Raw genomic sequence first — 22051 nt, forward strand, 5'->3', positions numbered from 1 at the left:
ATGGCTTCGAATTTACCTGACTCGGGGTTCGCCCTAGAATGTCGCGTATCGGGTTGTTGGCTGACGCTATGAATTCCTCCTTGAAGTATTCCACTCTGGCTGCCTGGCCTTTGGCGATTTGCCGGGCCCTGGAAGCTCATGGTTATGACCCAGCATCCCTGCTGACGGACTGTGATCTTGACCGGGAGGCGCTCGTGCAGAACCCCGATGGTCGAGTGGATATTCGTCTGATGACCCGGTTCTGGGACCAGGTGCGGCAGCAGACCCGGGATGAGGCCTTCGGTCTGAAAGTGGCGGATTATGCGTTACCCCTGCATTTTCGCGCCCTGGGCCTGTTGATGCACACGGCCGACAGCCTGGAAGACGCGCTGCTGAAAATTGGCCGCTACGCGGCGATGGTCAGCAATTCCGTCACCATCCGGGTCGAGCAGACCCCGGCCAGTCTGGCGTTCTGCATTGACCCCATTGCTGGTGTTCCGATCAGCACCATGGCGATCGACAGTTTCTTTGCTACCCTGATGCGCTTCGCATCGCAACTGGGAGCCCGGTCGCCGCTGGTGGCGCAGGTTGAGCTGCTACGGCCGCGCCCGACAGAGCCCGCTTCCTGGGAGCGCTATTTTGAGGCTCCGGTGATCTTCTCGGCCAGCCAGAATGCCTTGTGGTTCCGCCGCGGCCAGTTGAAGCACGGTCTGCTGATGGGCGATGAGCGGATGGCGGCCTACAACGAATCCGTTGTTCAGGCCTACGTGGCCGGACTGGATGCCGCCACCTTTGGCCAACAGGTCAAACGCCTCCTACTCGCCCAGCTGGAAGCTGGTGAACCTGCCATCGGCAGTGTGGCCAGTCAGCTTAACCTGACCGAGCGTAGCCTGCGCCGGCGCCTCCGGGAGGAAGGGTTGTCCTATCGCGAGCTGTTGCAGCAAAGCCGTATGGAGATGGCCGAGTACTACCTTCGCCATACCACGCTGAGTGTCACTGACATTGCGCTGCGAAGCGGTTTCGCCGATGCCAGCAACTTTGCGCGGGCCTTTACCCGCTGGTTTTCCCAGAGTCCCACCGAATTCCGCAAGACCCAGCTCCCCCATTAACGGACGTTTGCGCCGGTCATTAAGGACAGGTGATTGTCCGTTACGGCATGGCCGTGAATTCTCCAGGGCCTAAGCTGGCAGGATGAGTTCCTCAGGCGTTGTTCAGAGGCTCCCTAACAACAAGTCATACCAATAGGTCATTCATGAACATACATCGCACAATGCTGTTCACTTCCGTGGTCGCCGGAAGTCTTCTGATTGCCGGTTGTGGTGATACACCTCCGTTTGAACCCGGTGCCAATGAACAGGGCCACACTCAGGCTTCGCCAGCCACAGCAGAGGCTAACGAGGCGGTACTGCAACAACGCCCCTTCGTCAACCGCGTCGACTTCGAGGATGCCCGCCGCGGGCTGATCGCGCAGGACCCTGAGCTGGTCGTAAAGCAGGCCAGTGGTGACAATGTCTGGGATATGCCCGCCTACGATTTTGTCGACGCTGATGGCGAAAACGCCCCTGCCTCTGTGAACCCCAGCTTGTGGCGTCAGGCCGCCCTGAACAACATACATGGCCTGTTTGAAGTGGCCGAAGGAATCTATCAGTTGCGCGGCTTCGACCTGGGCAATATGACCATCATTGAGGGCGACGAGGGCTGGATTCTTGTCGACCCGCTGACCGCCCGCGAGACGGCCAGTCGGGCCTTCCTGTTTGCCCGCGAACACCTCGGGAACAAACCGGTCACGGCAATTCTGTTTACCCACAGCCACCTGGATCATTTTGGCGGGGTACAGGGAATACTGGAGCAGCTTTCGCCGGACGAGCTTGAGAATCTGCGAGTGGTGGCTCCCGCAGGCTTTGAAGAAGAGGCTACCAGCGAGAACATCATTGCCGGACCGGCAATGGTACGGCGTGCCATGTACATGTATGGCAAGCGCCTGGCCCGTGACGAGCGCGGTCATGTGGGCACCGGCCTGGGCAAGGCACCGGCCTTTGGCAGTTTTGGCTATGCAGAACCCACCGAGCTGATTATGGCGTCCGGTACCGAGCTGACCATCGATGGTGTGCCTTTTGTATTCCAGCTGGTGTCCGGTTCCGAGGCGCCGTCGGAATTTACTTTTTACCTGCCGGAGCAGAAGGCATTTTGTGGGGCTGAAATGGTCAGTCGCAACATGCATAACCTCTACACCCTGCGTGGTGCGAAGGTTCGAGATGCGCGGATATGGAGCGGGTTTATTGATGAGGCCCGCACCACCTTTGCTGACGCAGAGGTCTACTTTGGCAGTCATCACTGGCCCATCTGGGGCCGTGACCGCATCGATGATTTCCTGGCCAAACAACGGGATACCTACAAGTTCATCCACGATCAGAGTGTACGCATGATGAACCAGGGTTCGACCCCGGACGAGATTGCCGAGAATCTGGTGTTGCCCCCCGCGCTAAATGACGATTTCCACAACCAGGGCTACTATGGCACGGTCAAGCACAATGCCCGCGCGGTCTATCAGTTCTACCTGGGCTGGTACACCGCGAATCCTTCGACTCTGGATCCGCTGCCGGATACCGAATCTGCCGGACGTTACCTTGAGATGATGGGGGGCATGGACGCCGTTCTCGACAAGGCTCGCGCCCAGTTTGACGAGGCCGCCCATCAGGGGGCCGCGGAGGCTACCCGGACCTATCGCTGGCTGGCTGAGTTGCTGAACCATGCGGTCTTTGCCGACCCGGACAATGCCGGGGCCAAAGGCCTGCTGGCCAATGTTTACGATCAGCTGGGATATCAGGCTGAGTCCGCGCCCTGGCGTGATGTGTACCTGAGCGGCGCTTACGAGCTTCGCCATGGCGGCCCTGAGGTGGGTATCAATCCGGCGACTATGAAGGATATTCTGCTGGAAACGCCAGTGGCCCTGTTCTTCGACAGCATGGCGGTGCGCCTTGACGCTGCGAAGGCGGAAGGCGAGTCCATGACGCTCAAGGTGACCTTTACCGACCTTGGCGAAAGTTACCTGCTGACACTTGATAACTCGGTTCTGCGACACCGTCAGGTGGACGCGGACACGGCTGCGGACACAACCCTCAGTCTGACCCAAACACTGTTTGTGGACATGATGGTGGGGGATGCCGGACTGGATGACCTGTTGTTGAGCGATGAGCTCAGTGTGGAAGGCAGCAAACTGGGTCTGGTCAGCTTATTCGGCATGCTCGACAAGCCGCAGGGCAACTTCAATATTGTCCTGCCATGAGCCAGAGGGTTTTGTCTTGAGTTCGCAGACACACTGCCGGGCGTGTATGCCAGGCAATGTGTCTGCGGTATGAATGGCAGCCACCGGGAGTGCCTGCCTGCGGCATTCAGTTGGCGGCCGCGCGGGCCTGCTCCAGCCAGCTGTCGAAGGTTGAACGGTTGGCTTCGATCCAGGCTTTGGTGTGGGCCATGATGGCGCGCTGTGAATCTTCACCATTACGGATCTGCATGTTTTCGGCGCTGACATCGTTAACTGACAGCGTCATCACTTCAAACAGCTTCTTGGCGGCCGGGTTGGCTTCAACCCATTCCCGGTTGGCAACGATCCGTTCGCTGTTGATGTCGAAACCATAGTTCCTGCCATTGGGCAGAGTGGTATCGGTACCGTTGGGGTTGGACGAGTAGGGCACCTCAAGCCAGACCACATCCCGGCCGGGCACCAGAATGCCGGATACCCAGTAAGGGGTCCAGGTGTAGTAGAAAATCGGCTCATCGTTTTTGTAGCGCGTGATGGTGTCAGAAATGATGGCTGCGTACTGGCCCTGTTTGTGAGTGACCGTCTCGCGCAAGCCAAAAGCGTCGAGCTGATGCTCAATGACCCCTTCACAACCCCAGCCAGCCTGACAGCCGGTCAGGTCTGCCTTACCATCGCCATCGGTATCGAACAGTCTGGCGATGTCAGGGTTCTGGAAATCCTCTATGTTGTCGATGCCGTGGGCTTCGGCGGTTTTCTTGTCGATCAGGTAACCCTGGGCGGCACCACTGATGTAATGGCCCTGGCGATAGAATACGTCATCGCCGCCGGCATTCTCGTACATGGTGTTGTGCAGCGGATACCAGTTGGTGGCCATGAAGGTTATGTCGCCATTGGCGATGGACGTGTACCCCGCACTGTAGTCCACCTCCTGAATTGGTTTGACGTCGTAGCCCAGCTCTCGCAGGGCTTCGTTCACCAGCATGGTCTGGAAGGTTTCTTCCGCAATCGGGCTCTGTACTGCCTGAACCGATATACCTTCTCCCGGCATGGACTCGGCGACGACGTGAAAGCTGAGGCTGCCGGCGAGAATGGCGCCTGCGAGCGTGACTTGGGTTTTCATCATACCTACTCCTGCTTTTTGGTTTGCTTCATGCTTCGTTTTTGTTTTTAACCAGCCCGTAAACCAGCCCGACAGGGCCGGATTCGTACCAGTGACGCACGCCACGTTCCCGGGAGTCCTTGCCCAGGGCCTGGGTCATCCGATCCAGGATAATGGCCAGGATGACGATGCCTATGCCACCGACGGTGGCCAGGCCAATATCGAGACGCCCTATACCCCGCAGCACCATCAGCCCGAGTCCCGGTACTGCAATCATGGATGCGATAACCACCATGGACAGGGCCAGCATCAGGGTCTGGTTTACCCCCGCCATGATGGTGGGCGTGGCCAGCGGGAGCTGAACCTTGAACAGCAGTTGCCGGGGGGTGGCGCCAAAGGAGCGAGTGGCTTCGACAAGGTCTTCCGGAACCTGACGGATGCCCAGATTGGTGAGGCGGATAACCGGCGCTACCGCAAAGATAATGGTGACGATGACACCGGGGACGTTGCCGATTCCGAACAACATAACGATGGGCACCAGATAAACGAACGCGGGTGTGGTCTGCATGGCATCAAGCATGGGGCGGACGACACCGGCCACCCGGTCACTCTTGGCCATCCAGATGCCAGTGGGGATACCTATGGCCATGCAGAACAGCACCGAGGTAATCACCAGCGACAACGTCGTCATGGCTTCGTCCCAGGCGCCAATGGCCCCCATGGTGATCATGCCCACCATGGCTGCAATGCCCAGGCGGATGCCGGACAGTTGCCAGGCGAGAACGCCAAACAGCAGCACGATCAACAGTGGTGGAACGCTAAGCAAAGTGGCGTCGAAAAAGTTCAGCGCCAGGTCCACCGGCTGTTTGATCAATTGGAAGAACAGGCGAAAGTTATCGACTATCCAGTCAATGCCATTCTCAACGCCGGTCTGAAGGTCAAACCACTCGGTCTGGAACGGGTCAAGCCAGGTGTTCTGGTCGGTCTCTTCGATTTGTGATTGCGCCAGCCAGTCTCCGGGGGCTGTTTGCTCGTCGGTGCCAGCGCTGCCCCAGGGATCGGCGGCGGCCGTTTGTGGCGGGGGACTGTTGGTCGCTGGAGTCGTGACGTCGGCCCAGGGGTTGGCGCCGCCTGCGGTATCGTAGGGAACGGGTTCGTTAATGGCCCCGTTATTGGTATCTGCCATGGTTACTCTCCCTCCCGGTCCAGGGTTTGCAGCAGCGATGCCCTCGAAATAACACCGAGGTATTTGCCGTTGTCGTCTACCACCGGCAGTCCGCAGGGCGCCGCCGCTACAGGGCCAATAATCTCGTGCAGGGTGGCGCTGCCGGTCAGCGGCTCAACACTTTCGACAAAAGCGCCAGCGAGGCTGGCCTCTGACTGCTTGGCGGCCATCAGGGACTCGATCGAGATGGTGCCCTGATAGCGCTGGTTACGATCGACGACATAGCCGTAGTCCCGCTCGTGCTGGCGCAGCCGCTCAAGGGCAGAGGGAACTCCGGCGCCTTCGCGCTCGATCACCGTGACATGCTTGCGCCTGGCCACATCGGCGGCGGTGAATACCGCAGACTTGTCGACGCCGCGGAAGAACGAGCGGACGTAGTCGTCGGCTGGATTCTTGAGGATCTCGTCAGGGGTGCCGACCTGGATCACCCGGCCGCCTTCCATGATGGCGATGCGGTCGCCGATGCGCATGGCTTCGTCAAGATCGTGGGAGATAAACACCACGGTGCGGTTGGAGTCCTGCTGCAGTTTGACCAGTTCGTCCTGCATTTCGGTGCGGATCAGCGGGTCCAGTGCCGAGAAGGCTTCATCCATCAGCATGATCTCGGGGTCGTTGGCCAGGGCCCTGGCCAGTCCCACCCGTTGCTGCATGCCGCCGGAAAGTTCGTCTGGGTAGCTGTGGACATAGGCCTCAAGGCCGACCTGGGCAAGTGCGTTGCGGGCCCGTTGATGGCGTTCGTCGCGGGGAATACCTGAGAGTTCGAGGCCAAAGGATGCGTTGTCGATCACATTCATGTGGGGCATCAGTGCGAACGACTGGAACACCATGGTGATTTTCTTGCGACGTAGTTCGCAGAGTTCCCGGTCGGGCAGTTTGGCAATGTCCTGGTCGCCAATCCACACTTCACCGGCGGTGGGTTCGATCAGACGGTTAAGCAGGCGGACCATGGTGGACTTGCCTGAGCCGGACAAACCCATGATTACAAATATTTCGCCTTCAAAGATTTCAAAGGAGGCGTCCATCACGCCAATGGTTTGCTGGGTCTTCTCGAATATTTCGTTCTTGGGGATGCCCTGCTTCACCATTCTCATGGCTTCCTCGGGCTTCCCGCCAAATACCTTATAGAGATTCTTGACTACAACCTTGGGCTTCATGCGGGTAGATACCTTTCGGTCTGTGTCTTTTTATTCATTGGGCGGTCGCCGAACATTGATCGGATCTTGCCCAAAAAAATGTTTACAGTACTTAATACTAGCACGAAGATTCAGGTTGGTTTCCAGTGCGACCTCATGTATCTGCTGTCGCTCCAGAAAGCCGCCGCAGGCGGCCTTTGTGTCACAATGGGCTTTTGAACGAATGCGGAGAACCGCAGTGAGACCATTATGGATGGCTGCGTTGCGGCCACAGAAACTGCCGTTCCGACGTCGAATGGCTCGGGCCTCGGTTGCACTGATCTATCGCCACGGTGAGGGGGGCGAGGCGGAACTGCTGTTTATTCAGCGGGCACGCCGTGCAGGGGATCCGTGGTCAGGAGACATGGCGTTTCCCGGGGGGCGGATGCAGGCTGACGATGCGTCAGCCAGCGAGGCTGCCCGCCGGGAAACGCTTGAGGAAACAGGACTTGATCTCGTTAGACATGGCCTCTTTCGCGGACGCCTGTCTGATTTGCTGACCCGCCGTCACAGCCAGTGGCGCCCGATGGTTGTGACGCCTTATGTCTTTGAGTGGCGGGGGCCTGATGAGGCTGCACTCAATCACGAGGTGGAGCGGATCGTATGGATTCCGCTGTCGCACCTGGCCGCAGAAGGCAGCCAGTCGGTCCGGCTCTGGCGGAGCCCGTTTGGCGCCTTGCGAATGCCGTGTTGCCGTTATGAGGGCTACTGCATCTGGGGCTTGAGTTACAGCATGCTGCGGGACTTTCTGGGCAGTGATCTGTTGGCCAGTGCCGCCATTCGCTGATGCAGTGGGGGGATAGGCTGTACTGTTGGTATCGGCGGACTATGCTCTGAAGAGCACCGCGTCAAGCGTCCCCATCACTGGGTGGCCGGTTGTATCCGGTGCGTGGCGATCCATCCTGCTTCCTGGTAAGGATACCAATGCGCTGTCCACTTGCTGCTTTGCTTCCGTTGTTTTTTGCTCCCTTCGCTGCTGCTGAGGAGGGGGAGCTGTACCTCTTCCACAATGTCTACACCAACCACCTGGGTGACTCGACCTATTTTTTCAGGGCCTATGGCGAAGGTGAGTATGAGGAAGACAATAATGCAACGGGGCTGCGTTACAAACTCACAGACCGGTTTGCCCTCGGCGCTGGCTACACGCCGGACAATTCCTATCATCGCTCATCGGTGATCCTGGCGGCCGAGTATGCCTGGCCGTTGCCGCCTTATCTGGAGCTCGGCGCCATGATCGGAAGCGCGTCCGGGTACGAGATACTTGAGCATGAGGTGAATGGTTGGACGCTCCAGTTCGGGCCGTTGGTACGGGTCGGTAAGGGCTGGTTCGCCGTCAGTGGCATCCTTCTTAATCTGGACATCCTGGTGGTCAATGCCGAGCTTCGTATCTGGCAGTTCTGAGTGTTCGGGCTGCACCGCGTCAGGCGTCGTTCCGGTCGCCATATTTCATCATTTTTGCTGCCGTGAATCGTCAGAAATCGCGAGCACAATGGGCTTATACACACTGGAACCCATGGTGGGAGAGCGATGATGAACAGAGTACTGCAGAATGGTGGTCCAACACTGGGAGCGGAAATCGAGGGGGAATCTCCAGAGTCGGTGGCGGCAGGGTGGGCGGCGGAACAGCCGCTGCGCAAACAGGTGTGGCGACTAACCCTGGAACGGGATCTGGCGATTGTGGAACGGGAACGGGCATTGTCTGAGCTGGCGGCCCTGAGGAGCCTGATCGGCAGCCTCAGGGCCAGCTGAAGGTTACTTCAGCTTGAACCCCTTGCCTTTGAGGAAGTCGGCCATATGCGGGCGCAGTTTGGACGTGAACAGGGGCTTTAGCTGTTCTGACCAGTTCGTGTCCTTGTTGCCCCCTGTGCGTGCCAGGTAATACTGCCGCATGGTGTCATCGAACTGAGCAACCAGCGCCGCGTCGTTGTCATCCTGGTAATGATCCTCCTTGAGAATGGATTCCAGCGGGAGGCGGGGTTTGACGTCCGGTTGCTGGTCCGGATAGCCAAGGCACATGCCAAAGACCGGGTAGACATGATCCGGCAGCCGCAGTAGCTCACTGACCGCCGCAGGGTTGTTGCGGATGCCACCGATATAGCACAGGCCAAGCCCCTCGGATTCGGCGGCTATGGCCACGTTCTGTGCCATCAGTGCGGTATCGACGCTGGCAACCAGTAGCTGCTCGGTCATGCCCCGAACAATGTCCGCTCCGGCCCGTTCCGCGGCTTCGGTGGAGCGTTTCATGTCGGCGCAGAACACCAGGAAATCGGAGCACTCTGCAACGTAGGTCTGGCCACCGGCCAGCTCGGCCAGTTTGCGACGGTTCTCAGGATTAACAACGTGAATGATGCTGTAAGCCTGTACGTGGTTTGACGTGGCGGCACTCTGGCCTGCCCGTATCAGCGTGTCAAAGAGTTCACGGGGGATGTTCTGATCGGTGAACTTGCGGATTGACCGGTGGGAGAGCAACAGTTCAATGGTGGAATTCATACGACCTCACTGATAAAGGCACAGGATCTGGATGGCCACTATTGTGCCTGTTTGGACGTCCGGACACGAATGTCGCGGAGCAACTTCACCCGGTGTCCTAGATCGCCTGCTGCCTGATACGCCCATTGGCATGCCGCTTCGTGGCAATCACCAGGTGTGCGCTGACCGGAAAACGGAGACCGCCGTTTGCGGCGGTGAAGTCCTTCAGCGCCTGTCCGGCGGCGGCAATAACCTTTTCGGTCACGGTCTCGTCAAGGTCAATGCCGGCAAAGGGAAACCAGCCCCTGATATCGGCAAGCACCAACGCTTCCACGCTGGCAAAGTGCGCGTCTTCCCTGCGTGTTAGCAGTTCGGTATCGGGAATGGTGGCCGCTGCAAACAGACCGTTCAGAACGTGACGGCTGCCCATTGAAAATGGCGCCCGCAGCAGCTCGGCGATGGCCGGATCGGCAACCTGACCGTAGGTTTCTGCCAGGATCCGATAAACCGGCAGGTTGTCGATGTCATCAAACACCGTTGTTACCAGGTGCCGGCCCGGCTTGAGAACCCGCTGCATTTCAACAAGGGCGCCTACCGGGTCGGGGAACAACATCAGACCAAACTGGCAGGTCACGGCGTCAAACTGGTTGTCTTCAAAGGGCAGGGATTCGACCGATCCCTGCTGCCAGTCGACCGACGCGGACTTTGACCGGGCAACGGCCAGCATGCCGGGGTTGGGGTCAAGTCCGGTAACGTGGCCGTCTGGCGCGACCCGGGGCTCGGCAGCAAGGGCGACCGCACCGGTACCGCAGGCGACGTCGAGGATCCGGTCTCCGGGCCTGAGATGGGCGCCGGAAATGGTGTGCTTAGCCCAGGGGGCAAAGAGGCTTGGGCCCAGGCGACTGTCGTAGTCCCTCGCCGTGTTCTCCAGTATGCGTTCAGAATCCCCGTTCACGGTGATGCCCTCCTGCTCATAACCGCCGCACGGCTCATTACCTGATATCAGTGTAGGCCCGGTTCATCAGTTTTGACATGGTGAGGTGCCTCCTGCAGCAGATCTGACCGGTTGAAGGCCTCGGTCAGATGGGACATGACCAGGCGAATGCGTTGCACGTCCCTGAGGTCAGGGTGGGTCAGCAGCCATAGCTTGCTGGCCGGAATGGCAGGCAGGTGGAACAGTCGATCGATCCCGGGACGGGCCTGATCGTCTGGTAGCAGGGCCAGACCATGTCCACTTTCAGCAAGATAGGCCATCGCGGTGAGCTCATCGCAGCGGGTGCAGACTTGATCATGATGGTGCTGGTCGAGCCAGACAAACGCTGGCAGGCTGGCCATCTTGCCGGTACCACCGATCAGCTGGTGTTGCCCCAGGTCGGTAATCGACCCCGGAAAGCCAACCCGGCGTTCGTAGCGAGGGCTTCCGTATACACTCCAGGGAAATTCACAAAGCATACGGCCAACCAAATGCCCGGGCGGCGACGGGGTGGCCCTGACCGCGATGTCGGCCTGCCGTGTGTTCATGTTGATTTCCTGATTGCTGGACAACAGGTTTAGCTGGATGTCCGGGTATGCGAGCCGGAAATCCGCAAGCGCCTCCGGCAAATACCGGCAGGCAATGTTGTAAGGGGCTGTGATGCTCACCGGGCCTTTGGGTTGCACATCCTTGCCGGCAATCTCCCGTTCAATCCGGTCAACGGTCGCGGCAATGCGCTGGCAGTGCTCCAGCAATCCCTCCCCCAGGGTCGTCAGCCTGTATCGCTGGTTAATCCGATCAAACAGGCGGCCGCCTATCTCTTTCTCAAAGGCTTTCAGGCGCCTGAACATGGTGGAGTGATTGACGTTCAGGCGATCGGCGGCTGCGGATAGAGAGCCGGTCTCTGCAATCGCCATGAAGCTTTTAAGGCCGTTCCAGTCCATAACTATCCTTGCATATATGCAAACTTTGTTTGCCAGTATTGCCAGTTAACTTGCGTATTGGCAAGTGAGAAGCTGAGACGGTCCATCAAGTTTGAATAAGGTAAGGGGAGATGATGATGTCTGATGTGAATCGATCTGACTGGGCTGCTCTGATATTACGGGTGCTGCTTGGCTTGGTTATGCTGGCTCACAGTCTGTATTTGAAGCTGCTGGTGTTCACCCTGGCAGGTACGGCACAGTTCTTTGAGTCTCTGGGGTTGCCCGCGGTGCTGGCCTATCTGGTGTTTGGTGTAGAAGCCGTCGCCGGCGTGATGCTGCTGCTGGGCTATCGAGTTCGCCTTGCGGCGTTGGCTCTGCTGCCGATTCTGGTTGGTGCCACCTGGGCCCATGCCGGCAATGGCTGGCTGTTCACCAATGCGGGCGGTGGCTGGGAGTATCCCGTGGTATTGGCGATGCTGACGTGGCTTCAGTTCCTGCTGGGGGGCGGCGTGTTGGCCCTGGACAGCCGAACACCAGCGAGGGGGGCTGTCTGCCATGACGCTAGTGCCCCGTGAACGGGGCAGCCATGAACTGCGCCCCTGCGTACAGCGCGCAGTCATCGTATGGGAGGACGCTTGATGGTGACCTGGGCACCAGGGGCGCCATCAATGGCCAGGTAAACAGGGTTGCGGCGGGATCAGTCCGGATCGAGGATGCGTTGGCCAGATAAGTTTTCCATCAACCGGCAGGTCACCAGGTCACCGGTGACGTTGATGGCGGTACGGCACATGTCGAGGATGCGGTCGACGCCCATGATCAGGGCGATACCGCTGGGAGGGATGCCCACGGTCTGCAGCACCATGGCCAGGATCACGATACCGACCCCGGGGGTGGCAGGGGAGCCGATCGAGGCGCCAACGGCCATCGCGACCACCAGGGCCATGCTGCCCAACCCCAGATCGACACCATAGACCTGAGCCAGAAACATGGTAGCAACGGCCTGGTAGAGTGCGGTTCCTGTCATGTTGATGGTCGCGCCGAGCGGAATCACGAACTGCGATACGGATGGGCGGATACCGAGTTTGTCCTCAGCGGTGCGGATCGACAGAGGCATGACGGCCGCAGAACTGGACGTAGAGAATGCCAGTAGTAACACATCACGGGTTTTGCCGAGGAACTCCGCAGGCCCATCGCCACCCAGTACCTTCAGGATGATCAGGTAAACGGCGAGCATGATCAGCAGGCCGAGCAGTACAGTAGCAACGTAGGAGGCCATGCCGAGCATGGCCTGAAAACCGATGGTGGTGGTGAGCTGCGCCATCAGCCCGAATACCGCATAGGGGGCAAGCCCCATCGCCCAGCGCACGACGGTCATGCAGACCTGCTGGAGAGAATCGAGGAGGTCCAGCATCGGGCGGGATTTCGCCGGATCCATACTGACCAGGGCAACACCGACGATGCTGGAGAAAATGACCACCTGCAGCATCTGGCCTTCCACCATGGCGTCCAACGGATTACCCGGCAATAGGCCAAGCAGGGCTTCCGGCAGATTGACGGCGCCCCCAAGACCGGCGGTTGTGTTATCAGCAGCGGTTGCTGGCGGAAGTGTGAGCCCACTCAGCATGTCCCCCGGGCTGATCACACTGCCTACCCACAGACCGATCGTGGCGGCTATGGCCGTGGTCACTATAAAGAACGCAATCACCCGAAGTCCCAGGCGTCGCAGCTGGTTCAGGTTTTCACTGGCGGCCAGCCCCCGCACCACTGAGGCAATCACCAGGGGAATGACAATCATCTGAATGGTGGCGAGAAAGAGCTGGCCGGGAAAGGCCAGCCAGTTACCGAGGGTGGCGCCGGTTTCCGGCTCGACCAGCCCTACCGATGGACCGAGCAGGGTGCCCACCACCAGACCCAGCAGCATGCCCACCAGCACCTTCAGCCACAGCCGTCCCTGCACCAGACCTGACAGGTAGACGCTGAGGTGACGTAACGGGCGTGGATAGCGAAGGGCGCTTTCCTGACTGTGCATAGCAATGGGCTTCCTTGCAGGATGTTCGAGGCTTGCCGCCAGTTTAGCCTATTGCCGGTCAGCAGGCCGCCCGCAGTGGCAGGGGCGGCCAGTCGATCTGTCAGAAACTGGCTGCCAGCTCAGCACCCTGGCGGATGGCGCGTTTGGCATCCAGCTCCGCCGCCAGTTCGGCACCACCGATCAGGTGGAAGTTTTCTGCGTCTTCCTGATAAAGCTCCCGCAGGGACTCCTGGCCAGCGCAAATGATAACGTTGTCCACGTCGAGCACCCGGGCTTGTTCTCCGATCTTGATGTGCAGGCCTTGATCGTCAATTTTCTCGTAGCTGCAGCCTTTGAGCATGTCTACGTTGCGGGCCTTCAGGGTGGCGCGGTGAACCCAGCCGGAGGTCTTGCCCAGATCTTTGCCCACTGAGGTCGGCTTACGCTGGAGCAGGGTGATCTGCCGAGCCGGGGCCTCAACCTGTGGCTCCACCAGGCCGCCGGGGCTGTCGCCATTGATATCGACACCCCATTCCTTCATCCACTCGGGCAATGGCTGCTCACCGTCACGGGGATGCTCGGCAAGGAATTCGGAGACATCAAAGCCAATACCGCCAGCGCCGATCACCGCGACCTTCTGGCCAACCTCGGCTTTGCCACGCAGTACATCAATGTAAGACAGCACTTTGGGGTGGTCGATGCCCGGGATGCCAGGGGTCCGTGGGGTAACCCCGGTGGCCACCACGATTTCGTCGAAGCCGGCAGCCTCCAGGTCGGCGATCTCAACGCGGGTTTCGAGCTTCAGTTTGACGCCGGTGGCTTCGATGCGTTTGCCGAAGTAACGAATGGTGTGATGGAACTCTTCCTTGCCCGGAATCACCTTGGCCATATTGAACTGCCCGCCGATTTCACTGGCCTGGTCAAACAGGGTGACGTCGTGGCCGCGCTCGGCAGCGACGGTGGCGCAGGACAGTCCGGCTGGGCCGGCACCGATCACGGCAACCCGCTTGGGCTTGGCGGTCTTTACGTACACCAGCTCGGTTTCGTGGCAGGCCCTGGGGTTGACCAGGCACGATGCCCGTTTGAGCTGGAAGGTATGGTCCAGACAGGCCTGGTTACAGGCGATGCAGGTGTTGATTTCATCCGCTTTGCCAATGATGGTCTTGTTCACGAAATCCGGGTCGGCCAGCAGTGGACGGGCCATGGAAACGGCATCGGCCTGGCCTGCGCTGAGGATTGCCTCGGCAATGTCCGGGTCGTTGATACGGTTGGACGCGACCACCGGCACGGACACCACGTCCTTGACCTGACGGGTGGCCTCGGCAAACGCGGCGCGGGGAACGGAGGTCACGATGGTGGGCACCCGGGCCTCGTGCCAGCCAACACCGGAGTTGATCAGGCTGACGCCGGCGGCTTCCAGTTCGCGGGCCAGGGCGAGCACCTCTTCCCGGGTGGAGCCGTCCGGTACCAGGTCGATGACCGACATGCGGAACATGATGATGAAGTCGTCACCGCAGCGCTTGCGGGTTTCCCGCACAATCTCCACCGGGAAACGGCGACGATTCTCGGCATTGCCACCGTACTTGTCCTTGCGTTTGTTGGTACAGGGGGCAGTGAACTGGTTAATCAGATAACCCTCGGATCCCATGATCTCGACGCCGTCGTAGCCTGCCTTTTTGGCCAGCTCGGCCGTCCGGGCGAAATCCCTGACGGTTTGTTCGACCTCTTTGGTGCTCATGGCTTTGGGCTTGAACGGGTTGATCGGCGCCTTGATGGCTGATGCCGAGCGGGACAGCGGATGGTAGCTGTAGCGGCCGGCATGGAGAATCTGCAGGGCAATTTTGCCGCCTTCCTTGTGCACCGCCCGAGTGACCTTGCGGTGATTAAGGATGTCAAAGCGGCTGTTGAACAGCCCGGCGAACGGATAAAACCAACCCGCTTTGTTGGGGTTAAAGCCGCCGGTAACGATCAGGCCAACGCCGCCACGGGCCCGCTCAGCAAAGTAGGCCGCCAGTTTCGGGAACTGCCAGAAGCGGTCTTCCAGGCCCGTGTGCATGGAGCCCATGATGACCCGGTTCTTCAGTTGGGTATGGCCCAGATCAAGGGGTGACAACAGGTTCTGGTAGCGTTCGGTGGTCATGGTTAGCCTCTGGTACGTTCTCAATGGACGGCAGTCTGAATTATCTGGACAGTGTCAAGATAAGGGGCTATTTTGACAGTGTCAAGATTATTCCGGAGACTATTGGCTTCGGCTTTATGCCCGCTTTACCTAACGTTCCATATTTCAGGACCTTGCCTATGACCACTGCCCATCGTTATCACCATGGCGACCTGCATACAGCTTTGCTGCAGGAGGCGGGCCGGTTACTGATGGAACAGGGGATTGAGGGCTTGTCCTTGCGCAAACTGGCGGAGCGGGCGGGCGTATCACGGACGGCGCCATACCATCATTTCAAGGATAAGAACGCCTTGTTGTGTGCGCTCGCGACCCAGGGCTTTGAGTCCCTGGACGAACTGATCAGGCGGCAGTTCAAAGGGGCGACCCTGCGCGAGCAAATGACCGCCTTGGTGCGGGAATACCTGAGTTTTTCGGTGGATCAGCCCGAGCGTTATGAGCTGATGTTTGGGCGAACGTTGTGGAAAGCGGGAGCGCCGACGCCGGAGTTGAAGTCCGTGGCCTATCGCAGCTTTCGTCACTACACCGAGCGCCTGGCCCGAATGCTGGATGGTCGTTTGCCAAAGGCTGGCGATCCACTACGGATTGCCCAGGCCAGCTGGGCCACAGTGCACGGCCTGTGCCGATTGCTGATTGACGGTATTTACGTCAATCAGCAGGACATGGAAGCGGTGTGTGAACAATCGGTGGCGCTGATTCTGTCTGCCCTGGACAACTAGGCGCGTCGAAAAAAAAGCCCCCATGCCGGTCACGGCATGGGGGCTTTTTTATTGGGTAATCGGCGAGAGATAGTTCAGCCGCAATTTGCCCGGTGGGATCTGCAGCTGCAGGCGAGAGTCTGCATCCACCGCCACATTGGCAATGCCTCCGCAGATGTAGGTGAACGGCCAGAGGCCGCAGAGACCGCCGGTATTGGAGCCGGTAATCTCAATGGTGCCCTCAACGTCGGCATTGATGGTAATGGGGCTTTCATTGCTAAGCGCGATCTGCATGCGGCCATCGTCGAGGAAGGTGATCGGACCGGAGATGGTCAGGTTGTTGATCGGGTAACTCCTCAGATTATGGTTGAGGACGGCAGGTCCCAGACTCGGGTTCAGGTAGGGAGCGTCCAGATAGACATCCAGCGTGGTGCGGAAGGATAGCTGGCCATTGTCATCGTTATAGATAGCCCCCTTGGGCGGGACATCATTGCCAGCGCCATCGTCGGCGTAGCGAATGCGCATGAACATGGGGCCGGTCGGTATGCGCTCATGCTCAGACAGATCGACGCTCAGGATGAAGTCCGGGAAGGCGTCGATAAACGAGGTGTCAATCCGGACCCAAAGGTCGTTGCTGCTGGTCGCGAGAAATGAGGGGAAGATGTCGACTTCCAGTTCGCCCTGCGCATTGGGTTGCGGATAAATCCGGGTATCAAGCCCGGCCGTCAGGTAAATGTACTGACCCGCCGGGCAGCTGGAATCCGTCCGGCAGCCCACACGCCCCGCCGTGACTACCGTGTCCGTATTCAACGGCGACACCCCAGTCACAGTAAGCCCGGCGGCGTTGGGCATGGACTCTCCGGATTGGGAGCCAGGCTCGGTACCCTGTACGAAGCGAAGGTCGGAGTTGACGTCTGCTGTGGGCAGGTTCCGCAGTGGTAGCGGCAAGTGTCCCTCCGGCTTTGCGGCCATGAAATAATTGACCAGCTCCGGGCCCCCGTACGCACGATCATTGATGTCACGGACGCCGGAGGTCAGCACCTGGGTCTGCAATGGAAGCCCGGCGTGGGAACGGATCAGGGGACCACTGTTGCTGTAGTTGGAGCTCAGCATGTAGCGGTATAGCTGGCCATTCTGCCAGCCCATCACGGGCACAATCTGAAGTTCTCGGGTGCCCGTCTGTAAAACGTAATCAGCGCGATCGACGTCCTGCCAGACCCCATTCTGCTGATGCTGTACACGCACGGTCTGTCCGGCAATGAAGCTGCTTTCATCCATATCCTGGGAAAACCGCACCAGCAGGGGCTGGTCGCCCGGGTAGCTGGGCACCGGCAGGGCGTCATCCGAAGATTTGCCGCCGCTGCACCGGCCCTGATGGCTGGGCAGGTTGGCGCCGGTCTTGGCGCAGGGGTAGCCAGGCAAACTGGTCAGCACCAGTGGCGCCTGATCGGTGGGGGCGGTCGTGGTGGTGTCCGGAAGTGAGAACGAATAGCTTCGGGGCACCAGTGCGTTGCCGGCCAGGTCCGTCAGATTCTGCAACTCCAGGGTGTATTCAACGTTGCTGAGCAACGGGGTGTGGGGGACGATCTTGAGTGCCGAGCCATTGGGCACCAGGGTGGTCTCGATGGCGGTCAAGGTGCCGGGGCTGCCGCCGTCACTGACCAGTGTCACATGACCGGGAGCCTGAAGGCTGGTCAGCATCATCGGTTCGGTAAAGAACACCACGAGTGGGTCGCCTGGCTGCAGGGTGTTTTCGCCACCGGCACCTGGAACCCAGTGTTTGACCTCCGGTGCAACCCGGTCGGCAAAGTCGTCGGGATTCAGCTGGCTGTCGTTGTCGGCCCGTCCTTCGAGGCGGAAGGTGATCAGGCCGGAAGCGGTGTCTAAACCCAGCACATCCGGTTCAATCACCCCGGCCGCATCGATGGCCATGACCCCATTCTCCACAAACGCCGTGCCGACCAGGTGCACGTGCAGCAATTGTTGGGCAAAGGCGCCGTTGGCTATGGGATTGTCGGTGCTCAGGGCAAGGTCCAGATAGAGCTCGACGATCCGGGGGGCGCTGTCCAGATTGGTGTAGGGATTGGGGTGCAGGAATCCGCTCGCTGCAGACAGGAATCGGATATCAATGTCACCGGAGCCAAAGCCGGCCGGCAAGGCACCTGCCACCACAACATCCAGCTGGCTGCCCTGCATCAGGGAGTTGCGGGCAATGCGTAGGGGGATGCTTTGGTCGGTACCGTCAAATCGCGGCAGGTAGCCCAGCTCGGCAAACACGAGACCGCTGGCTTCCGTTGAGTTTTCATTGCCCAGCAACAGGGATTGGAGTCCCACTGAGTTAAGGCTGGCGCCGGTCAGTTTGGAAACCAGTCGGCCGCCGTTGGAGTCCCGGGTACGTTGGGCCATCAGCCCGCGGGGGTGGGTATCAGTGGCCAGGTATTGCCAGGGCTCGGCCGGAACCTCCATAGGGGTGTCGGCAATCCGGCTGTGAATGCCGTCGGTGATCGCCAGTTGGTAGACTTCGCCTGGAGTGAGCGGGTCCAGTGGATCGATGGTAATGCGATGGTCCTGAACCAGTACCTGGGCATTCACCAGATCGCCATTTGAGCGGATCAGGCTAAGGGTTTCGCCGTAGCGTACGGTCACCGGGTCTACCGGCTCACTGGTCTGCAGCCGGAAGACGGTCATGTCAGTGGCTGGATAGCTTGCCGAACCGTCGGGAATCCGGCGAATTACCCGGAATGAGCCGATGCCCTCGGTTTGCTCCAGCAGCGGACCATCGGTCGCGGGAGCGGTTGAGAAATCGAATTTGCCAGGCAACACCAGGTCCTCACCGTCGGTTTTGAGGGTGTAGGTTGCGCTATGGGCAAGTGCGCTTGCGGGCTGGAGTACCAGGCCCTGCTGGTCCTCAGTAAGGCGGATGCCGTTCAGGGTGATCTCGCCCCCCGGGCCCATCAGAGCCAGCTGCTTGGCGAGATCCGCGGCCTCCCCGGCCAGTGGCTGACTGAAGCGCAGCAGAATGGGGGCGGATGTTGGTACCGCTGACTGACCATCAAGAGGATAGCTGTAAGTCAGTGCCTGGGGCACCGCCGGCGTTCTGAGTTGGGATAACTCCTCGCCACAGCCGGTCAGAAACAGGCCGCCGACCAACGGCAGTAGCAGCGTGGCAGGTCGGATAGTTCTGGCATCTGAGGTTGTTGAAGCGGTTTTTGCGTGGCTCCGTCGAACGGACGACGATCCCGACAGCGGCGCGGATGGCATCGCGTTGCGCGCCCGCAGAATGCAGGGGAACAGGTTCATGTGAAGGCCTCGGTCTTTATGGATGTTGTAATTTTTATTGCGGGCGGACCGGTTGGATTATTGGTGTGGTTGTCGTTGATCCGCCGTTTGATGTTGCACCTGAGGCATTGTCATTGAAGGTAACGTCAATGGGGTGTGCAAAATAGGACGAATGCAGGGCCGGGCGCTGGTAGTGATTGGGAATCCTTCTGGGTTTGTGATGGGTGTCACAAAACGGGGGGCAGTTGGGCGGGGGTTCAGGGTGATGCAGGGTCTCGCGGTTTGGTTGACAGTCCCTGCCGCCCCGATAAAATTCCTGAATGTCCATTCAGCACGCGTTATTAACGTCCCTCCTTGAAAAGCCTTCCACCGGCTATGGTCTGGCGAGCCGCTTTGATCGCTCCATTGGCTATTTCTGGCAAGCGACACATCAGCAGATCTATCGGGAGCTTCGCCGAATGGCGGCTGCAGGCTGGGTGGTGGCGGACGAGGAAGGGCAGGATGGCGGGCGTAAGCGCAAGACCTATCGGGTGCTTCCTGCCGGGGTGGATGAGCTCAGGCGATGGGGGGCAGAGCCTGCCCAGACCCTGGATGGTCGGCGCGAATTGCTGATCAAGCTTAGGGCGGAAGCGGTGCTGGGGCCGCTGGGTGCGCGGGATGAGCTGCTGCGCCTCATGGTCTGCCATGAGGCGCAGCTGGAAACCTATCGCCAGATTGAGAAACGGGATTTCCCCGACGGGGCTATGACCGTACCGCAACAGCTCCAGCATCGGGTGCTGGCCATGGGCATTCAGTCGGAAGAGAGCTGGCTGTCCTGGGCCCGGGAAACCCTGCCGGTTCTGGAGGCGGCCCTTGCGGATGCCTCGGGAGACCGGCGTAGTTAACCCAATGCTTGGTGAGTAGGGGCTGCTGATGTCCCGGTCATGAGGACGCGCTTGCCAGCCCCAGCCGTTCCCTTGCCGCGTTATATTCTTCTTTCATCCGGTGTACCAGATCGGCAGCCGGCTCGACCTGCTTGATGGCGCCGATCCCCTGGCCAGCACCCCAGATATCACGCCAGGCCTTGGCGCCACCTTCCGAACCAAAACTCATCTGTGACGGATCAGACTGCGGAAGGTCGGCAGGGTCCAGGCCGCTATTGATAATGCTCTGCTTCAGATAGTTGCCATGCACGCCGGTGAACAGATTCGAGTACACAATGTCGTCCGCCATGCCATCAACGATGGCTTGCTTGTAGGCCTCGGCGGCGTTTGCCTCACGAGTGGCAATGAACGCTGAGCCAATATAAGCAAGGTCGGCTCCGGCGGCTTGTGCGGCAAGAATGGCGTTGCCATTGGCGATGGCTCCGGACAACAGCAAGGGGCCATCAAACCACTCGCGGATTTCCTGGATCAGGGCGAACGGCGATTGGGTACCGGCGTGTCCACCGGCACCTGCGGCGACGGCAATCAGGCCATCGGCGCCTTTTTCAATGGCTTTGTGGGCGAACCGGTTGTTGATGATGTCGTGCAGGACAATGCCCCCGTAGCTGTGTACGGCTTCATTGACGTCCTCTCTGGCGCCCAGGGAGGTAATGACGATCGGGACCTTGTACTTCACGCACAGATCGAGGTCGTGCTGAAGACGGTCATTGGACTTGTGGACAATCTGGTTGACCGCAAACGGGGCTGCCGGATGGTCCGGGTTTTGTTCGTTGTACTCGGCCAGTTCGCGGGTGATCCGCTGTAACCATTCTTCCAGAACCGGTGCCGGACGTGCGTTTAGGGCCGGAAACGAACCGACGACACCTGCCTTGCACTGGGCAATGACCAGATCCGGGTTGGAAATGATGAACAGGGGAGAGCCGACGGCAGGTAGCGACAGTCGGCCTTTCAGAATGTCAGGTAGGGACATGGTAGCTCCATTCAGCGTCTGGGGGATGAGTGTGATCAGGCACCTTCGCCCTTGAGCATAGCGAGATAAGGCGCAACGCGCTTGCCCATTTCGCCGGCAAGGGCCTGAAGGCCGGAGAGGGGGCGAATCATGACCTCGAACTCGACGATCTTGCCGTCGTCGTCAAAGCGGATCATATCGATCCCCTTGACCGACTTGTCGCCGACGTTGGCACTGAACTCCAGTACGACGCTGCAACCATCATCGCCCGTAAACTCGCGGTGATAACGGAAATCGCTGAATACCTCAGTGACGGTTTTCAGCACAAGCTTGATGGCGTCCTTGCCCGGGTATGGGGTGTGGGCGGCCGGAGAGCGGAAAACGACCTGGTTGGATAGCAGTGGCTCCAGCTTTTCGAGGGCATTCTGAGCCATCAGTTGGTGCCAGGTTGCGAGGCCCTGTTGAGCGTTCTCAGAGAGCGGTGTTGTTGGCATTGGGGTCTCCCAGCATGGGTGGGTGGCCTGGGCAGGCTGCCTGGCCGGTTGGTGAAAAACTATCAGTGCACTTGTTTATATGCAACTGGTTTCATATAAGGTCTTGCGCATTCGGGGTTGCAGGTGGCGGAAGTTCGGACAACACTAAACCCGATTCCAATAATAATGTGAGGTAGATCCATGCCGTTTTCTTCCGATCAGATTGCCGAACTCAAACTGTTGTCCCTGTTCGATTCCAGTTCGTCCCAGGAAGGGATCAAGGTCCATCAGCACAGTGCCGCGCCCGAGGCTGTAGCCGCAGCTGAACGTCTGTTCCGCAAAGGGCTGATAACTCAGCATGACGGGGGCTATCTGACCAGTCTTGGCTGTGAGGCTGTCGAGCAGACCCAGCAGCTATTGGCCATGCTTACCGACGAGTAAGG

The 22051-nt window shown here is 59.4% G+C and carries 20 protein-coding genes; 9 read left to right on the forward strand and 11 right to left on the reverse strand.

Features of this window, described 5'->3' with window-relative positions; all coding sequences use genetic code 11:
- The first annotated feature begins 68 nt into the window (after positions 1 to 68).
- A complete protein-coding gene (locus BLV11_RS03155; protein ID WP_175528267.1) occupies positions 69 to 1088 on the forward strand; it encodes an AraC family transcriptional regulator in 1020 nt (339 codons plus the stop codon).
- A 143-nt stretch (positions 1089 to 1231) separates the two neighbouring features.
- Positions 1232 to 3265, forward strand: a complete 2034-nt coding sequence (locus BLV11_RS03160) for an alkyl/aryl-sulfatase (RefSeq protein ID WP_091811506.1) — start codon at positions 1232 to 1234, stop codon at positions 3263 to 3265.
- A 106-nt stretch (positions 3266 to 3371) separates the two neighbouring features.
- Here the strand turns inward: BLV11_RS03160 and proX are convergent, their stop codons facing one another.
- From proX to proV, 3 genes are read right to left on the reverse strand one after another with little or no spacing between them, the layout of a single operon-like run.
- A complete protein-coding gene (proX, locus tag BLV11_RS03165; protein ID WP_245725898.1) occupies positions 3372 to 4364 on the reverse strand; it encodes a glycine betaine/L-proline ABC transporter substrate-binding protein ProX in 993 nt (330 codons plus the stop codon).
- Positions 4365 to 4389: 25 nt separating this feature from the next.
- The gene (gene proW / locus BLV11_RS03170; protein ID WP_091811507.1) at positions 4390 to 5526 is read right to left on the reverse strand and encodes a glycine betaine/L-proline ABC transporter permease ProW; all 1137 of its coding nucleotides are present in this window, start codon (positions 5524 to 5526) and stop codon (positions 4390 to 4392) included.
- 2 nt (positions 5527 to 5528) lie between these two features.
- The gene (gene proV / locus BLV11_RS03175) at positions 5529 to 6719 is read right to left on the reverse strand and encodes a glycine betaine/L-proline ABC transporter ATP-binding protein ProV (RefSeq protein WP_091811508.1); all 1191 of its coding nucleotides are present in this window, start codon (positions 6717 to 6719) and stop codon (positions 5529 to 5531) included.
- 217 nt (positions 6720 to 6936) lie between these two features.
- On the opposite strand from proV, the gene BLV11_RS03180 reads away from it, so the two are divergent.
- The 3 genes from BLV11_RS03180 to BLV11_RS03190 all read left to right on the forward strand — a co-directional run bounded on the left by BLV11_RS03180 (position 6937) and on the right by BLV11_RS03190 (position 8486).
- Complete coding sequence (locus BLV11_RS03180) at positions 6937 to 7524, forward strand: NUDIX hydrolase (RefSeq protein WP_245725899.1); 588 nt, start codon at positions 6937 to 6939, stop codon at positions 7522 to 7524.
- A 137-nt stretch (positions 7525 to 7661) separates the two neighbouring features.
- Positions 7662 to 8138 carry a hypothetical protein gene (locus tag BLV11_RS03185; RefSeq protein WP_091811510.1) on the forward strand — a complete coding sequence of 159 codons (477 nt, stop codon included), beginning with the start codon at positions 7662 to 7664 and terminating at the stop codon, positions 8136 to 8138.
- A 126-nt stretch (positions 8139 to 8264) separates the two neighbouring features.
- Complete coding sequence (locus BLV11_RS03190; RefSeq protein WP_091811511.1) at positions 8265 to 8486, forward strand: hypothetical protein; 222 nt, start codon at positions 8265 to 8267, stop codon at positions 8484 to 8486.
- A 3-nt stretch (positions 8487 to 8489) separates the two neighbouring features.
- Here BLV11_RS03190 and nfsA read toward each other — a convergent pair whose 3' ends face one another.
- From nfsA to BLV11_RS03205, 3 genes are all read right to left on the reverse strand, one after another.
- Complete coding sequence (nfsA, locus tag BLV11_RS03195; protein WP_091811512.1) at positions 8490 to 9227, reverse strand: oxygen-insensitive NADPH nitroreductase; 738 nt, start codon at positions 9225 to 9227, stop codon at positions 8490 to 8492.
- 97 nt (positions 9228 to 9324) lie between these two features.
- Positions 9325 to 10161: a methyltransferase domain-containing protein gene (locus BLV11_RS03200; RefSeq protein WP_175528268.1), complete on the reverse strand. Its 837-nt coding sequence runs from the start codon at positions 10159 to 10161 to the stop codon at positions 9325 to 9327.
- 47 nt (positions 10162 to 10208) lie between these two features.
- Positions 10209 to 11123, reverse strand: coding sequence for a LysR family transcriptional regulator (locus tag BLV11_RS03205; RefSeq protein WP_091811514.1), 915 nt, complete (start codon positions 11121 to 11123; stop codon positions 10209 to 10211).
- 110 nt (positions 11124 to 11233) lie between these two features.
- On the opposite strand from BLV11_RS03205, the gene BLV11_RS03210 reads away from it, so the two are divergent.
- On the forward strand, positions 11234 to 11677 hold the full coding sequence (locus tag BLV11_RS03210) for a DoxX family protein (protein WP_217634528.1): 444 nt from the start codon (positions 11234 to 11236) through the stop codon (positions 11675 to 11677).
- 122 nt (positions 11678 to 11799) lie between these two features.
- On the opposite strand, the gene BLV11_RS03215 is transcribed toward BLV11_RS03210, so the two are convergent.
- Both BLV11_RS03215 and BLV11_RS03220 read right to left on the reverse strand, forming a co-directional pair.
- Positions 11800 to 13131 carry a dicarboxylate/amino acid:cation symporter gene (locus BLV11_RS03215; protein ID WP_091811515.1) on the reverse strand — a complete coding sequence of 444 codons (1332 nt, stop codon included), beginning with the start codon at positions 13129 to 13131 and terminating at the stop codon, positions 11800 to 11802.
- A 100-nt stretch (positions 13132 to 13231) separates the two neighbouring features.
- Positions 13232 to 15250 (reverse strand): NADPH-dependent 2,4-dienoyl-CoA reductase, encoded by a 2019-nt coding sequence (locus BLV11_RS03220; RefSeq protein ID WP_091811516.1) that lies wholly within the window; start codon positions 15248 to 15250, stop codon positions 13232 to 13234.
- Between the two features lie 158 nt (positions 15251 to 15408).
- Between BLV11_RS03220 and BLV11_RS03225 the strand changes: the two genes are divergently transcribed.
- A complete protein-coding gene (locus BLV11_RS03225) occupies positions 15409 to 16005 on the forward strand; it encodes a TetR/AcrR family transcriptional regulator (protein ID WP_091811517.1) in 597 nt (198 codons plus the stop codon).
- Positions 16006 to 16053: 48 nt separating this feature from the next.
- Here BLV11_RS03225 and BLV11_RS03230 read toward each other — a convergent pair whose 3' ends face one another.
- Complete coding sequence (locus tag BLV11_RS03230; RefSeq protein WP_091811518.1) at positions 16054 to 19284, reverse strand: Ig-like domain-containing domain; 3231 nt, start codon at positions 19282 to 19284, stop codon at positions 16054 to 16056.
- Positions 19285 to 19583: 299 nt separating this feature from the next.
- Between BLV11_RS03230 and BLV11_RS03235 the strand changes: the two genes are divergently transcribed.
- Entirely contained in the window at positions 19584 to 20147 is a 564-nt protein-coding gene (locus BLV11_RS03235) for a PadR family transcriptional regulator (RefSeq protein ID WP_091811519.1), read from the forward strand.
- A 37-nt stretch (positions 20148 to 20184) separates the two neighbouring features.
- Here BLV11_RS03235 and BLV11_RS03240 read toward each other — a convergent pair whose 3' ends face one another.
- Positions 20185 to 21156 (reverse strand): NAD(P)H-dependent flavin oxidoreductase, encoded by a 972-nt coding sequence (locus BLV11_RS03240; protein ID WP_091811520.1) that lies wholly within the window; start codon positions 21154 to 21156, stop codon positions 20185 to 20187.
- A gap of 35 nt (positions 21157 to 21191) precedes the next feature.
- A complete protein-coding gene (locus tag BLV11_RS03245) occupies positions 21192 to 21629 on the reverse strand; it encodes a nuclear transport factor 2 family protein (protein WP_091811521.1) in 438 nt (145 codons plus the stop codon).
- Between the two features lie 180 nt (positions 21630 to 21809).
- On the opposite strand from BLV11_RS03245, the gene BLV11_RS03250 reads away from it, so the two are divergent.
- Entirely contained in the window at positions 21810 to 22049 is a 240-nt protein-coding gene (locus BLV11_RS03250) for a TIGR02647 family protein (RefSeq protein ID WP_091811522.1), read from the forward strand.
- Positions 22050 to 22051 lie beyond the last annotated feature (2 nt).

The sequence above is a fragment of the Marinobacter mobilis genome (assembly GCF_900106945.1).
Lineage (GTDB): Bacteria > Pseudomonadota > Gammaproteobacteria > Pseudomonadales > Oleiphilaceae > Marinobacter > Marinobacter mobilis.